This is a genomic window from Klenkia marina (assembly GCF_900101025.1).
Classification (GTDB): domain Bacteria; phylum Actinomycetota; class Actinomycetes; order Mycobacteriales; family Geodermatophilaceae; genus Klenkia; species Klenkia marina.
In genome coordinates this window covers 134,393-148,667 of record NZ_FMUH01000006.1, presented here as the reverse complement: position 1 = coordinate 148,667, position 14,275 = coordinate 134,393, and the positions used below count along the sequence as shown (strand labels likewise).

At 75.2% G+C, this 14,275-nt stretch carries 15 protein-coding genes; 7 read left to right on the top strand and 8 right to left on the bottom strand.

Annotated elements, in window-relative coordinates; genetic code table 11:
* Positions 1-8: 8 nt before the first annotated feature.
* On the bottom strand, positions 9-356 hold the full coding sequence (locus tag BLP29_RS17040; RefSeq protein ID WP_092806731.1) for a BlaI/MecI/CopY family transcriptional regulator: 348 nt from the start codon (positions 354-356) through the stop codon (positions 9-11).
* Positions 357-473: 117 nt separating this feature from the next.
* Here BLP29_RS17040 and BLP29_RS17035 point away from each other — a divergent pair, with 117 nt between their 5' ends.
* From BLP29_RS17035 to cydC, 3 genes are read left to right on the top strand one after another with little or no spacing between them, the layout of a single operon-like run.
* Positions 474-2,039: a cytochrome ubiquinol oxidase subunit I gene (locus BLP29_RS17035; RefSeq protein WP_092806729.1), complete on the top strand. Its 1,566-nt coding sequence runs from the start codon at positions 474-476 to the stop codon at positions 2,037-2,039.
* 10 nt (positions 2,040-2,049) lie between these two features.
* Positions 2,050-3,072, top strand: a complete 1,023-nt coding sequence (gene cydB / locus BLP29_RS17030; protein ID WP_092806727.1) for a cytochrome d ubiquinol oxidase subunit II — start codon at positions 2,050-2,052, stop codon at positions 3,070-3,072.
* Entirely contained in the window at positions 3,069-6,581 is a 3,513-nt protein-coding gene (gene cydC, locus BLP29_RS17025; RefSeq protein ID WP_092806725.1) for a thiol reductant ABC exporter subunit CydC, read from the top strand. Before cydB ends, cydC begins: the two co-directional genes overlap by 4 nt.
* A gap of 89 nt (positions 6,582-6,670) precedes the next feature.
* On the opposite strand, the gene BLP29_RS17020 is transcribed toward cydC, so the two are convergent.
* Positions 6,671-7,153 carry a nucleotidyl cyclase domain-containing protein gene (locus BLP29_RS17020; RefSeq protein WP_092806723.1) on the bottom strand — a complete coding sequence of 161 codons (483 nt, stop codon included), beginning with the start codon at positions 7,151-7,153 and terminating at the stop codon, positions 6,671-6,673.
* Positions 7,154-7,281: 128 nt separating this feature from the next.
* Here BLP29_RS17020 and BLP29_RS17015 point away from each other — a divergent pair, with 128 nt between their 5' ends.
* Complete coding sequence (locus BLP29_RS17015; protein WP_092806721.1) at positions 7,282-7,902, top strand: dihydrofolate reductase family protein; 621 nt, start codon at positions 7,282-7,284, stop codon at positions 7,900-7,902.
* Here BLP29_RS17015 and BLP29_RS17010 read toward each other — a convergent pair.
* Complete coding sequence (locus BLP29_RS17010; RefSeq protein ID WP_092806719.1) at positions 7,794-8,429, bottom strand: hypothetical protein; 636 nt, start codon at positions 8,427-8,429, stop codon at positions 7,794-7,796. The two genes, BLP29_RS17015 and BLP29_RS17010, sit on opposite strands and share 109 nt — an antisense overlap.
* A 56-nt stretch (positions 8,430-8,485) precedes the next feature.
* Positions 8,486-8,752, bottom strand: a complete 267-nt coding sequence (locus BLP29_RS17005) for a helix-turn-helix domain-containing protein (RefSeq protein WP_092806717.1) — start codon at positions 8,750-8,752, stop codon at positions 8,486-8,488.
* Between the two features lie 35 nt (positions 8,753-8,787).
* Here BLP29_RS17005 and map point away from each other — a divergent pair, with 35 nt between their 5' ends.
* From map to BLP29_RS16990, 3 genes are read left to right on the top strand one after another with little or no spacing between them, the layout of a single operon-like run.
* Entirely contained in the window at positions 8,788-9,564 is a 777-nt protein-coding gene (gene map, locus BLP29_RS17000) for a type I methionyl aminopeptidase (protein ID WP_092806997.1), read from the top strand.
* 11 nt (positions 9,565-9,575) lie between these two features.
* Entirely contained in the window at positions 9,576-9,905 is a 330-nt protein-coding gene (locus BLP29_RS21335) for a hypothetical protein (protein WP_207798561.1), read from the top strand.
* Positions 9,902-10,183, top strand: coding sequence for a hypothetical protein (locus BLP29_RS16990; protein ID WP_092806715.1), 282 nt, complete (start codon positions 9,902-9,904; stop codon positions 10,181-10,183). The genes BLP29_RS21335 and BLP29_RS16990 overlap by 4 nt, the downstream gene beginning before the upstream one ends.
* A gap of 33 nt (positions 10,184-10,216) precedes the next feature.
* On the opposite strand, the gene BLP29_RS16985 is transcribed toward BLP29_RS16990, so the two are convergent.
* The 4 genes from BLP29_RS16985 to eat are packed head-to-tail and all read right to left on the bottom strand — an operon-like array spanning position 10,217 to position 14,271.
* The gene (locus tag BLP29_RS16985) at positions 10,217-10,711 is read right to left on the bottom strand and encodes a hypothetical protein (RefSeq protein ID WP_092806713.1); all 495 of its coding nucleotides are present in this window, start codon (positions 10,709-10,711) and stop codon (positions 10,217-10,219) included.
* Between the two features lie 13 nt (positions 10,712-10,724).
* Positions 10,725-11,453 carry an ethanolamine ammonia-lyase subunit EutC gene (eutC, locus tag BLP29_RS16980; protein ID WP_092806711.1) on the bottom strand — a complete coding sequence of 243 codons (729 nt, stop codon included), beginning with the start codon at positions 11,451-11,453 and terminating at the stop codon, positions 10,725-10,727.
* On the bottom strand, positions 11,450-12,862 hold the full coding sequence (locus tag BLP29_RS16975; RefSeq protein ID WP_092806709.1) for an ethanolamine ammonia-lyase subunit EutB: 1,413 nt from the start codon (positions 12,860-12,862) through the stop codon (positions 11,450-11,452). Before BLP29_RS16975 ends, eutC begins: the two co-directional genes overlap by 4 nt.
* Positions 12,859-14,271, bottom strand: a complete 1,413-nt coding sequence (eat, locus tag BLP29_RS16970; RefSeq protein WP_092806707.1) for an ethanolamine permease — start codon at positions 14,269-14,271, stop codon at positions 12,859-12,861. The genes BLP29_RS16975 and eat overlap by 4 nt, the downstream gene beginning before the upstream one ends.
* Between the last annotated feature and the right edge of the window lie 4 nt (positions 14,272-14,275).

The window sequence follows — 14,275 nt, the reverse complement described above, 5'->3', positions numbered from 1 at the left end:
AGCCGGCGTCAGGGGGTGTCGGCGAGCAGGGCGCGCAGCATCTCGGTCTCGCCCGGGGTGGCCGAGCCGATGAACCGGGCGAGCACCGCCTGCCGGTCGGCGGCCTGGCCGAGCACCTCGTGCATGAGGCCGGCGGCGTGCTCCTCGCGGCTGGCGACGGCGGCGAACCGGCGCGGCCGGGCGTCGTCGTGCTGCACGAAACCCTTGCCCTCGAGGCGGCTGAGCACGGTGTGCACCGTGGTCAGCGCCAGCCCCCGGTCGGCCAGCGCGTCGCGCAGCTCGGCCGCCGACAGCGCGGCCCCCTGCGCCCAGAGCCGGTCCATGACCGCCCGTTCGAGCTCCCCCAGCGACTCCACGTCCGCCCCCCTGTCTCGTACATCACCGGCGCGTCTTCTACGCACAGTAGAAATTCTGGTTCTACATGGCGTAGAAAGAAGTCGACCGATCGTACGACAGGCAGAGAGGCCGCCGCGGTGGACGTGCTCGAGATCGCTCGCTGGCAGTTCGGCATCACGACCGTCTACCACTTCCTGATGGTCCCGCTGACCATCGGACTGGGGCTGCTGGTCGCCGTCATGCACACGATGTGGGTGCGCACCGGCCGCGCCGAGTGGCTGCGCATGACCCGGTTCTGGGGCCGCATCTTCCTGATCAACTTCGTGCTCGGCGTGGCCACCGGCCTGGTGCAGGAGTTCCAGTTCGGGCTGGCCTGGAGCGAGTACTCGCGCTTCGTCGGCGACGTCTTCGGCTCGCTGCTGGCGCTGGAGGCCCTGCTCGCGTTCTTCCTCGAGTCGACCTTCCTGGGCCTGTGGATCTTCGGCTGGGGCCGCATCCCCAAGAAGCTGCACCTGGCCACCATCTGGGCTGCGGCCGTGGGCTCGGCGATCAGCGCCTACTTCATCATCGCGGCGAACTCGTGGATGCAGCACCCGGTCGGCGTCGTCGTCGACCAGGAGACCGGCCGCCCCCGCCAGGTCGACTTCTGGGCGGTGCTGACCAACAACACCGCCCTGGCCGCCTTCACCCACGCGATGGTCGCCGCACTGCTGGTCGCCGGCACCCTGCTGGTCGGCATCGGCCTGTGGCACCTGCGCAAGCGCAAGCTCGCCGAGAAGAGCACCGAGGACGTCGACCACGCCGTCTGGCGCCGGTCGGTGCGCCTGGGCGGCTGGGTGGCCCTCGCCGCCTTCGCGCTCACCGCCCTCACTGGCGACTGGCAGGGCAAGCTCATGTACCAGCAGCAGCCGCTCAAGATGAGCTCGGCCGAGGCGCTGTGCGAGACCGAGGCCCCGGCGTCCTTCTCGATCTTCGCGTTCAACAAGCTGGGCTCGAACGAGTGCGACGACGTGCACTCGTTCACCATCCCCTACATCCTCAGCTTCCTGGCCCACAGCGACTTCGAGAGCCCGGTGCCCGGGGTCAACCAGCTGCAGGAGCAGTACGCCGCCGAGTACGGCGCCACCTACCCCGACGACCCGAGCTTCGGCGACAAGGCCGGCGAGCCCATCGACTACACGCCGGTGCTCGCGGTGACCTACTGGGGCTTCCGGCTGATGATCGGCATGGGCATGGTGGCCGCCGCGGTCGCCGCCTACGCCCTCTGGTCGACCCGGAAGGGCCGGGTGCCCACCTCGCGCATCGGGGTGTACGGCTCGCTGCTGGCCGTCGGTGCCCCGTTCGTCGGCAACGCGGCCGGGTGGATCTTCACCGAGATGGGCCGCCAGCCCTTCGTCGTCTACCCCAACCCCGACGTGCCACGGGCCGAGCAGGTGTACTTCTTCACCGCCCAGGCCGTATCACCGGGCATCACCGCCGCCGAGGTGTGGACCTCGCTCATCAGCCTCGCCGTGCTCTACGGCGTGCTGGCTGTCATCGAGGTCGGGCTCATCGTGCGCTTCGTGCGCAAGGGCGTGACCGAGGGCGACACCACCGCCGCCCCGGGCATCGGCGGCGGGAAGAGCAACGACGACGACGACACCCCACCCCCCACCCGACCGGACGACGACGCCAGCGACGACGTCCTCCAGTTCGCGTACTGAGGAGCGAGACGTGGACCTCCCCACCCTGTGGTTCATCGCCGTCGCGGTGCTCTGGACCGGCTTCCTGCTGCTCGAGGGCTTCGACTTCGGCGTCGCCGCGCTGCTGCCCGTGCTCGCCCGCGGCGACGCCGACGAGAAGCGTGCCGACAAGAACCTGATGCTGCGCACCATCGGCCCGGTCTGGGACGGCAACGAGGTCTGGCTGATCACCGCCGTCGGCGCGGTGTTCGCCGCCTTCCCCGGCTGGTACGCCAGCTGGCTGCCCTCGATGTACCTGGCCTTCGTGCTGGTGCTGCTGGGCCTGATCATCCGGGCCGTCGCCTTCGAGTGGCGGCACCAGGAGCACGACGAGCGGTGGGACGCCGCCTGGACCCGGGTCATCACCACCGGCTCGCTCATCGCCGCGGTCGGCATCGGCGGGGCGCTGGGGGCCACCACCCTCGGCCTGCCGATCGGCGCGGACGGGTACCGCGTCGGCGGTGCGTTCTCGTGGTTCGGCTGGCCGGTCCTGCTCGGCGGCGTCGCCGTGCTCGCGTACTCGATGGTGCACGGCGCGGTGTTCCTGGCGCTGAAGACCGAGGGCCCGCTGCGGCTGCGGGCCCGGACGTTCGCGCTGCGCTGGTCGCCGCTGGCCGCGCTGCCGCTGCTGGCCTGGGCCGGGCTGGTCGTGCTGCGCTCGGGCGGGCTGGTCTCGACCGTGCTGTGGCTGCTGGCCGCGCTGGCCGTGGTGGTCACCTGGACCCGGCTCAAGGTCGACCGCGAGGGCCAGGCCTTCCTCGGCTGGGCGCTGGTGCTGCTGGCCTCGACGGGGGCCATCTTCGGCGCCGGGTACCCCACGGTGCTGGCCTCGACGGTCGACCCCGCGTTCGACGTCCTGGTGAGCACCGCGTCGGTCAGCGACTACACCCTCACCGTCATGACCTGGGTCGCCGCGTTCGGCCTGCCGGTGGTGCTGGGCTACCAGTCGTGGACCTACTGGGTGTTCCGCAAGCGGCTCACCGCCGAGCCCGAGCTCGACCACGCCGCGGCATGAGCTCCGGCACGAGCGGCGGCACGACCGCCCGCGGTCCGCTCGCCCCGCTGGACGGCGTCCCCGGGGTGACCGGGGCCGTCGTCCGGGCCGGGGTGGTCGCCCTGGTGCAGACCGTCGGGATGGTGGCGCTGGCCGCCGGGCTGGCGCAGGGCGTCGCCGCGGTGGTCGACGGCCGGTCGCCGCTGGCCGCGCTCGCCCTGGCCGCCGCGGGTGCCCTGGTGCGCGCCGCGGCCGGGTCGGTGGGCGCGGTGCTCGCCGCCCGCGACGCCCGGCGCAGCGAGGACCAGCTGCGCGGCCGGCTGCTCGACCGGCTCACCGCCTCCCCCGCCGCGGTCGAGGCCGCCGGCGGACCCGGGCCGGCCGCCGTGCTGGTGACCACCCGCCTGCACGACCTGGCGCCGGCGCTGGCCACCTACCTGCCCGCGTTCGCGCAGACCCTGGTCGTGCCGCCGGTGCTGCTGCTCGTGCTGCTGGGCACCGATTGGCTCTCGGCGGTGCTCATCGCGCTCACGCTGCCGCTGGTGCCGGTGTTCATGGTGCTGGTCGGCAAGTACACCGCCGACCGCACCGCCGACTCGGCCCGGGCGCTGGACCGCATCGCCGGGCACGTGGCCGAGCTGGTCCGCGGCCTGCCGGTGCTCACCGGCCTGGGCCGGGCCGCCGAGCAGACCGCCGCCCTGGCCCGCCTGGGCGAGGACCACCGCCGGACGACGACGGCCACGCTGCGGTTGGCCTTCCTCTCCTCCCTGGTGCTCGAGCTGATCGCCACCCTCTCGGTGGCCCTGGTCGCGGTGACCGTGGGCCTGCGCCTGGTGCACGGCCACCTCGGGCTGGGCATCGGCCTGACCGCGCTGCTGCTGGCCCCCGAGGCGTTCGCCCCCCTCCGCGCGCTGGGCGCGGCCTACCACGCGAACGCCGACGCCGGGCAGGCCGCGGCCGACGCCCGCGCCGTGCTCGCCGCCCCCGCTGCCGCCTCGACCGCCGGAGCGGTCGCCGCCACCACGACCTCCGCAGCTCCCGTCGCCGCCACCGCGACCTCCGGAGCCCCCGTCGGCACCCCCGCGACCTCGGCCCCCGTCGCCGGGTCCCACGACGAGGACCCCCGCGGGGCCGACCTCGTGGTCGAGGACCTCGCCGTGAGCCATCCCGGCCGCACCGCCTCCGCCCTCCCGCCCACGTCGCTGCGGGTGCACCCTGGCCAGCTGGTGGCGCTCACCGGCGCCTCGGGATCGGGCAAGTCGACGCTGCTGGCCGCGCTGGCCGGCACGCTGCCCAGTTCGGCGGAGGTCACCGGTGCCGTGGCCGGGGTGCCCGCGCGCGTCGCCGTCGTCCCGCAGCACCCGCGCACCGTCGGCGACACCGTGGCCGACGAGCTGCGCCTGCACGCCGGGATCGACGTCGCCGACCCGCTCGACGCGGTCGTCGCCGAGGGGCTCGTGGTCGACGCCCTCGCCCGGGTGGGCGCCGGATCGCTGGCGGGGCGTCGCTGCACCACCCTCTCCCCCGGCGAGCTCCAGCGGGTCGCCCTGGCCCGCGCGCTGGTGCGGGTGCGGCGCGGGGCGGGCCTGCTGCTGCTCGACGAGCCCACTGCCCACCTGGACGACGCCGCCACGGCCCGGGTCACCGCCGTCCTCACGGCCCTGCGCGGCACGGTGACCACCGTGCTGGTCACCCACGACCCGGAGCTGGCCGCCCTGGCCGACCGCGAGGTGGTCCTCCCCGCCCTCGCCGCACCGCCCGCCCCCGCATCGCCCGTGCCCGGGCCTTCGACCGTGCCTGCGACTGTGCAGTTGCGGTCGGCGACCCGCACCGCCGCGCCGACGCCGGCGACCGCAACTGCACACTCGGCCGCCGCCGACGCCTCCGGCGTTCCGGACGGGTCGGGCGGCACCGACGCTGCCGGGTGGCCGCGGGCGGCGCTCGCCCGGGCGGTGGGCACCGGCACGGTCACCGCGCTGGCCGGCGTGGCGCTCACCGGGTTGTCGGGCTGGCTGGTGGTGCGGGCCGCCGAGATGCCGCCGGTGCTGACGCTGCTGGTGGCCATCGTCGGCGTCCGCGGCTTCGGGCTGCTGCGGGCGGTCGCCCGGTGGGCCGAGCGGTTGGCCGCCCACGACGCGGCGCTGCGGCTGGCGTCGAGCACCCGGGTGTCGGTGTGGCGGGCGCTGGCCCGGCAGGGCATCGCCGCCGAGCGCACCCCCGGCACGGCACTGGGCCGCGTGGTCGGCGACGTCGCGCTGCTGCAGGACCTCTCCGTGCGCGTGCTGACCCCGCCGGCCGTGGCCGCGGCCACCGCGCTGATCGGTTGCGGGGTGCTCGCGCTCCTGTCCCCGGCCGCCGCGGCCGGCGTGCTCGCCGTGCTGCTCGTGGTGGCCGGCTCGGTCGTGCTGCTGCACCGACGGGTGGACGCCGACGCCGCCCGCGCCGAGGCCACCCTGCGGGTGACCGCGCTGGAGGGCGCCAGCACCGTGCTCGAGGGCGCCGCCGACCTGCGGGCGCACGGGCTGGCCGTGGGCGCCGGCGACCGGGTGCGCGGGATCGCCGCCGCCCAGCGAGCCGCCGCGCTCGGCGCCGCCCGCACCGGCGCGCTGGCCGACGGCGTGGTGTCGGCGGGCACGGGGCTGGCCGCCGTCGTGGCCGCCGGCCTCGGCTGGGCCACCGGGCTCACCGGACCCGTGCTGGCCGTGGTCGCCCTCGCGCCGCTGGCCCTCGCCGAGCCGCTCACCGGCTGGGTCGGGTCACTGCAACGACGCGGCGCCTGGGACGACGTCCGGGCGCGGGTGGACGCCGTCCGCACCGCACCGGTGGCACCGGACCCGGCCACCCCGTCCGCCGTCCCGGTGCCCGTGGACCGGCTGACCACCGAGGCGCTCGTCGCCGGCTGGCCCGGTGGACCGGACGTGCTGCGCGAGGTGTCGTCGACCGCCGACCGCGACGGGTGGCTGGTGGTGCGTGGCCCGTCGGGGGCGGGCAAGTCGACGTTGCTCGCGGTGCTGCTGGCCGCGCTGCGGCCGCGGGCGGGCCGCTACGACGTCGCCGGGACGCCGGCCACCGACCTCGTCGGCGACGACCTGCGGACGGCGATCGCGTGGGTGCCGCAGGAGGCGCACGTCTTCGCGTCCTCGATCCGGGCCAACCTGGCGCTGGCCGGGCCACGGGGCTCGGTCGACGAGGTCGCGATGATCGGGGCGCTGACCGTGTGCGGGCTGGGTCCGCTGGTCGCCGGGCTGCCCGACGGGCTGGACACCGCAGTCGGGTCCGGCGGGGCCGCGCTGTCCGGTGGCGAGCGGCGTCGGCTGGCCGCGGCCCGGGCCCTGTTGGCCGACCGCGACGTGGTGCTGCTCGACGAGCCCACCGCCCACCTGGACGGCCCGACGGCCGCCGCGCTGGTCGCCGACCTGCGCCGGGCCCTGGCCGGGCGCGTGGTGGTCTGCGTGACCCACGACGACGCCGTCGCCGGCCCCGACGACACGACCCTCACCCTCGATGCGAGGGTGAGGGTCGGGGTCTGACGGGGTGATGCCCGCCGGCACCGGGGGTGGGGGAACACCCCGGTGCCGGCGGAGTCGGTGGGCCGGCGACGTCGGTGCGACTCAGCGGGTCAGCGCGTGCCGGAGTAGTGCACGACGGCGTTGGGACCGCGGTGCCGGGCGGCGTCCAGGCACAGCAGGGCACGGCGGGTCACCTCGTGGGCGGTCAGCCCGTCCTCGAGGGTGGCCACCCCGGCGCAGGCGTGCAGGCCGGTGACGGCACCGGTGACGACGCCGGTGAGCCGCTCGGCGACGGTGTCGGCGTCCGCGGGGCTGCCGGTCACCAGCACGCCGAACTCGGTGTGGTCCTCCCGGGCCAGCCAGTCCTCACCGCGCAGGGCGCCGGCGAGCAGGGCGGTGACTGTGGTCAGGGCACCGGCGGCCAGTGGCCACCCGGTGTCCTTGCGGAGCAGACCGACGACCACCAGGCAGCCCGGCTGCGCGGCGGCCGCGGCCAGGCGCTCCTGCAGGCGGTGGTGGAGCGCGGTCGGGCCAGGCAGCAGCGCGGCGTCGAGGTCGACGGCCGGGGCCGCGACGGTGAGGGTGGTGGTCATGCCCGCGATGTCGGCCGCGACGCGGGGAAGGTTGCGCCCAACCTTCTCCGCGTCCCCCCATCGGGTGGGGCCACGGTTGGACCGCCGGCCGGGCGGGAAATGTCGGAGGCCCGTGCGAGGGTGCCGCCATGACGTTCACCGGTCACGTGTTCCTGGGTCTCAGCGTCGACGGCTTCATCGCCCGCCACGACGACGGCCTCGACTTCCTCGAGACCACCGACGGGTCGGGCTCCCCCGGCGACGCCGGCTTCACCGCGTTCGTGGAGTCCGTCGACGCGCTCCTCATGGGTCGCGGCACGTACCGGGTGATCGAGCCGCACGGCGAGTGGCCCTACCAGGGCAAGCCCGTGCACGTCGTCAGCTCCACCCTCGACCCGGCGGCCGATCCCCGGGTCGTGGTGCACCGCGACCTCGACGAGGCGGTGGCCGCGCTCGAGGCGGCCGGGTACGGGCGGGTCTACGTCGACGGCGGCCAGACGGTGCGCACGATGCTGGCCTGCGGCCGGGTGCAGACGCTCACCCTGTCGCGGGTGCCCGTGCTGGTGGGCGAGGGCTTCAGCCTGTTCGGCCCGCTGCCGGGCGACGTGCACCTCGAGCACACCTCCACCGAGGTGCTCGGCGGCGGCATGGTGCAGACGACCTACCGGGTCCAGGGCCCGGCGGCCGGCACGTCGACGGCCACCTCGGGCCCCAACCGGGCGTCCACCAGCTCGAGCCGGTCGCCGGACCAGAAGCTGCCCGGGTCGTAGGAGTTCAGCGGTCGCCCGGCCGGCAGCAGGCCCATCGCGGTGTAGGTCGCGGCCACCAGCTCGGCGCAGAAGACCGTCTCGGCGTCGGTGCTGCGGTTGACCAGCCCCTTCGCCCAGCCGCGGGCCAGTCGGGCGGTGGTCGGGAAGGGCCGGCCGTCGTTGCGGGCGATCGCCCGCAGCACGGCGTCCTCCATCGCGGGGGTGACGCCGCCGTCGTCGGCCGGGCCGACCAGCTGGCGCAGCCAGGCCCGCTGGCCGTACTTCTGCCGCCACACGCAGACCGCGTCGCGCAGGTCGTGCAGCTGCACGCCGCGCTGGTGCTCCCCGGTCCAGGCGTCGGGCAGCGACTTGCCCAGCTCGGCGTGCCACAGCAGCGGCGGGAGGTCCTCGAGCACGACGGCCATGCCGACGTGGTTGACCGGCGAGTTCGTCAGCGTCTGGATGGCCCGGTCGGCGACCGAGGCGCCCCGGAACAGCCACACGTCGCCGGTGCGGGTGAGGTCGACGGCGGCGTCCAGGCTGAGCACCGGGTCAACCTAGCGCCGGCCCGGTGCGCGCCGACGGCGGTCAGGCGGCCAGGCGGTCAGGCGGTCAGCGAGGCGTCGGCCGGGCGGGCGACCTCGGCCCACACGGTGTCCAGCGACACCCCGAGCACCTCGGCCACCGCGGCCACCGTGGTGAACGCCGGGGTGGCCACCCGGCCGGACTCGATCTTGCGCAGCGTCTCGGGCGAGATGCCGGCGGCCAGGGCGGTGTCGAGCATCGACCGCCCGCCGCGGGCCCGGCGCAGCAGCGCGCCCAGCCGGCGGCCGCGCTCGACGTCGTCGGGGGTGAGGGGCAACCGGACCATGACCGGGATACTAGTACCGGGATAACATGACCGGCGTGATCGAGATCCTCTCCCCGTCCCAGGTCGCCCGCGCCCGCGAGACCGGCGCCCTGGTGGCCGACATCCTGCAGTCGCTGAAGAGCCGCGCGACGGTGGGCACCAACCTGCTCGAGATCGACCAGTGGGCCAAGGAGATCATCCTCGGCGCGGGCGCCACCTCCTGCTACGTCGACTACGCGCCCTCGTTCGGCCGCGGCCCGTTCGGCCACTACATCTGCACCTCGGTCAACGACGGCGTGCTGCACGGCCTCCCCCACGACTACGCACTGCGCGACGGCGACCTGCTGAGCCTCGACCTGGCCGTGGTGCTGGGCGGGGTCGCCGCGGACTCGGCCATCAGCTTCGTGGTGGGCGATGCCCGCCCGGCCGAGAGCGTGCGGCTGATCCAGACCACGGAGAAGGCCCTGGCCACGGCCATCGCCACCGCCGGTCCCGGGGTCAAGCTGGGCGACATCTCCGCGGCGGTCGGCGAGGTGCTGCGCGGGGCCGGCTACTCGGTGAACACCGACTTCGGCGGGCACGGCATCGGCACGACCATGCACCAGGACCCGCACGTGCCCAACGACGGCCGCGCGGGGCGGGGCATGAAGCTGCGCCCCGGTCAGCTGCTGGCACTGGAGCCCTGGGTCATGACCGACACCGACGAGCTGGTCACCGACGACGACGGCTGGACGCTGCGCAGCGCCACCGGCTGCCGCACCGCGCACAGCGAGCACACGGTGGCCATCACCGAGGACGGCGTCGAGGTCATGACCCTGCCGTCGGGCCGCTGACGATGGCCCGGGTGAGCCGATCGACGGTCGGCCGGCTGATCGGGCTGGCGGGCCTGGCCGGGGTGGCCGCGACCGGGGTGGTGCTGGCCCGCGACGAGCGGCAGCGCCGCGCGTACACGCCGGACGACGTCCGGGCGCGGTTGCACGCCCGAGCCGAGGCCGCGGAGGCCGCCCCCGCGGAGACCGAGGCGTCCCTCGAGGTCGTCCCCGCGCCGACCACCCGGCGCGGTCGGCTCGCCCAGCGCGCCCGCGGGCAGCTGCGTCACCTCCCCCACTGGCTGCAGCGCAGCGACCCGCTGCCGGGCCCCGACGGCGCAGGTGCCCGCCGCGGCGGCGGATGACACCGCGGCTGGAGTTCTGGCCCGAGCGCAGCGCCGGGCCGCTGTGGGACGCCCGCGGCCGGGCGGTCGACCCCGCCGCGCTCGGTCTGCCGACCGGGCTCGTCGAGCAGCTCCACGCCTTCACCGCCGCCTACGCGGAGGACCGGCTGCCGGTCGTGGGTCCCGGCGACCCGGCCTACCTGGCCCTCGGCGCCCGGCTGCTGCACGACGTCCGGGCCGCGCTGGCCGGCCGGTTCGACGTCGTCGTCACCGAACCCTGGTTCGCCCCACCCGGTTGACCGACGACGGCGGACCGGGCGCCCGACAGGCCATCAGCCGAGGAGCGCGCGGGCCCGGGCGACGTCGAAGGACCAGTCGGCGGGCAGATGCCACTCGCCGTCCCAGTCGTCGAGCTCCTCCTCGGGCAGGTCGAGCTCGGTCTCGCGCATGTCGACGGTGCGCCCGCCCGCGAACCAGGCGGTGCTGGCGTACTCGGTCTCGCAGGTGGTGAGCGCGTGCGCCACCGTGCCCGGGAACGCCGCGCTGAGCGTGGCGAAGGCCGTGTGCGGCGGGGCCCAGGGCGTGTCGACCTGGTAGACCAGCCGGTCGCCGAGGTCGGTGAGCGCTCCCCCGGGGAGCTCGGGGCGCCCGCACCCCCACAGCGCGGTGGCCCGCTCCCAGTCCCAGGCGTCCAGGGCCAGGCCGGTGGGCACGGCCGCTTCCAGCGAGAAGACCGCCTCCGGGCCGGCGACCCGGGCGCGGTAGGCCGCCAGCGCGCCGCGGTCGGCCGACCAGACCGTCAGCGTGGTGGTCGCGTTGGTGGACACGCCCCCGATCCTGTCAGCCGGCGCCCGGGGGCAGCGCCGTCCCCTCGTCCTTGAGCACCACGCCCGACGCGCCCAGCTCGCGCGAGGCCAGCAGCAGACCGGCGAGCGTCTCGGCGGCCTGGGCGTAGCCGAGGCCGTGCGGCGGGCGGACGTTGGAGATGCAGTTGCGCTCGCTGTCGGCCCGGCCGGTGCGCGGGCCCCAGGTGAGGTAGAGCCCCAGGGAGTCCGCCGACGACAGCCCCGGCCGCTCGCCGATGAGCACCACCACGATGCGGGCGCCCAGTGCCTCGCCGATCTGGTCGCCGATGGCCACCCGCGCCTGGGTGGCCACCACCAGCGGGGCCACCGACCACCCGGCCAGCCGCTCGAGCACCGCGGCCACGGTGCCCGCGGCGTGCTCGGCGACGGCGAGCGGTGAGAGCCCGTCGGCCACCACCAGCGCGAGGTCGTGCTCACCTGCCGGCAGGGAGGTGCCGGGGGCGAGCTGGCGGCCGAGGTCGGGACGCTGCAGGTAGGTGGCCCGGTCCGGCGCCGCGGAGGTCACCGTCAGCACGTCGAGGCCGGTCTCCCCGAGCTCGGCCACGACCGCGTCGACGTCCAGGGGCGTGTGGACGGCGTCGCGCGCGGCGGCGTGCGCGGCGCGGAACTCCAGCAGCCGGTCGGTGGGCAGCCCGTCGCCGGCCCGGCCCAGCGCCACCCGCGCCCGGGTGGCCGCCCGCAGCACCTCGAAGGCGTCGCTCATCGGGCTGCAGCCAGCAGTGCTCGGGCCTGCGGGGCGTCGGCGGTCAGCTCGCGCACCCGGCCGGTGTGGTCGACCAGGTCCATGCGCTGCAACCAGGCCTCGAACTCCGGCGCCGGGCGCAGGCCCAGCACCTGGCGGGTGGTGAGCACGTCCTGGAACGACAACGACTGGTAGTGCAGCATCACGTCGTCCGAGCCCGGGACGGCGATGACGAACGAGCACCCGGCCGCGCCGAGCAGCAGGGTGAGGGTGTCGGTGTCGTCGGGGTCGACGTCGGTGTGGTTGGTGTAGCAGACGTCGACGCCCATGGGCAGGCCGAGCAGCTTGCCGCAGAAGTGGTCCTCCAGGCCGGCGCGGATGACCTGCTTGGCGTCGTAGAGGTACTCGGGGCCGATGAACCCGACGACGGTGTTGACCAGCAGCGGGTCGTAGTGCCGGGCGACGCCGTAGGCGCGGCACTCCAGTGTCTGCTGGTCGACCGGGCGGCCGCCGACGCCCAGGTGCGCGCCGGCCGAGAGCGCCGACCCCTGCCCGGTCTCGAAGTAGGTGACGTTGCGCCCGACGGTGCCCCGGTTCAACGCCAGGGCCGCGTCGCGGGCCTCGGTGAGCAGGTCGAGGGTCACCCCGAAGCCCTCGTTGCCGCCCTGCGTGCCGGCGACCGACTGGAACACCAGGTCGACCGGGGCGCCCTTCTCCAGCGCCCGCAAGGTGGTGGTGACGTGGGCCAGCACGCACGACTGGGTGGGGATCTCGTACCGGCTGATCACCGCGTCGATGAGCTCCAGCAGCGCGATGGTCTGCGCCGGGGAGTCCGTGGCCGGGTTGATGCCGATGACGGCGTCGCCCGAGCCGTGCAGCAGGCCGTCGAGCAGCGAGGCGGTGACGCCGACCGGGTCGTCGGTGGGGTGGTTGGGCTGCAACCGCGACGCCAGCCGGCCGGGGAGCCCGATGGTGGAGCGCAGGCCGGTGATCACCCGGGTGCGCCGGCCGACGGCGACCAGGTCGGCGTTGCGCATGAGCTTGGAGACTGCGGCGACCATCTCCGGCGTGAGGCCCTTCGCCAGCCCCGAGATGGCCGGTTCGTCGCCCAGCGCGGCGCGGGCGAGCAGCCACTCGCGGAACCCGCCGACGGTCAGCGCCCGCACCGGAGCCAGGGCGTCGGCGTCCAGGGTGTCGAGGACGAGCCGCGTGACGTCGTCCTCGTCGTAGCCGACGACCTGCTCGTCGAGGAACGTGGTGAGCGGCAGGTCGGCGAGCACGGTCTGGGCCGCGACCCGCTCGGCCTCCGACGTCGCGGCGCAGCTGGCGAGCACGTCGCCCGAGCGGGCGGGCGTGGCCTTCGCCATCACCTCGACCAGCGTGGGGAACTCGTAGGTGTGGCCGGCCACCGTTGCCCGGCGCGCGGTCATCGGACGTCGTCCTCGGCCGCTGCCAGGGCGGCGAACTCCTCCTCCGGGGCGGCGGCCACGAGGTGGTGCCGGCTGTACAGCGCGAAGTACGCCATGAAGACGCCGAACGCGACCAGCGTCAGCCCGGCGGCGAGCGGGTCGACCAGGAAGGTGGCCAGCACCGCGAGGACGGCGAGCACGAGGGCGATCCCGGTGGTCGTCATCCCGCCCGGGGTGCGGTACGGCCGTTCCAGGTCGGGTTCGCGGCGGCGCAGCACGATGTGGCTGGTCATCATCAGCACGTACGACAGGGCCGCGCCGAACACCGCCATGTTGAGCAGGGTCGCGCCCTGGCCGGTGAGGGTGAGCAGGAAGCCGACGACGCCGGGCACGACCAGCGCGAGCACCGGGGCCTTGCGGCTGTTGGTGACCGACAGCGAGCGCGGCAGGTAACCGGCGCGGGAGAGGGCGAAGGTCTGCCGGCTGTAGGCGTAGACGATGGAGAAGAAGCTGGCCACGAGCCCGACCAGGCCCATGTAGTTGACGACCGTCTGCAGGGTGCCCGGCTGGAGCCCGTCGACGGGCGGGTTGGCCGACTCGGAGATGAGCTGCGCGCCGCCCGCGCCCGTGGTGAAGAGCAGCATGAGGACGGCGAGGGTGGCCAGCACCGCCATCGCGGCGACGATGCCCTTGGGCATGGAGCGCGCGGGGTCCTTGGCCTCCTCGGCGGCCAGCGGCACGCACTCGACGGCGAGGAAGAACCAGATCGCGAACGGGAACGCCGCCCACACGCCGAGCAGGCCGAACGGCAACCAGTCCGAGGCGCCGGCGGCGTCGGTGGGCGCGATGTCGGTGAGGTTGGCGGCGTCGAAGGCCGGGATCGCGCCGAGCAGGAACAGCACGAGCCCGAGGACGGCGACCGCCGCGATGGCCATCATGACCTTGAGCGCCTCGCCGACGCCCATGAGGTGCACGCCGATGAAGAGGGCGTAGACGGCGAGGTAGACCCACCAGCCGTCGGTGATGCCGAACAGGCCCAGCGACTCGACGTAGCCGCCGATGAACGTGGCGATGGCGGCCGGGGCGATGGCGTACTCGAGCAGGACGGCGACGCCGGTGGCGTAGCCGCCCCAGGGGCCCAGGGCGCGGCGGGCGAAGGTGTAGCCACCGCCGGCGGTCGGCAGCGCGGCGCCCAGCTCGGCGAGGCCGAACACCATGGCCATGTACATGATCCCCATGAGCACGGTGGCGATGAGCAGCCCGCCGAACCCGCCCTCGGCCAGGCCGAAGTTCCAGCCGGCGTAGTCGCCGGAGATGACCGCGGCGACGCCGAGCCCGGCCAGCAGTGGCCAGCCCGCGGTGCCGGTGCGCAGTTGGCGCTTGGCGAGGTACTCGCTGGTGCCGGTCGTGGTGGTCGGTTCAGCGGTCACGAGC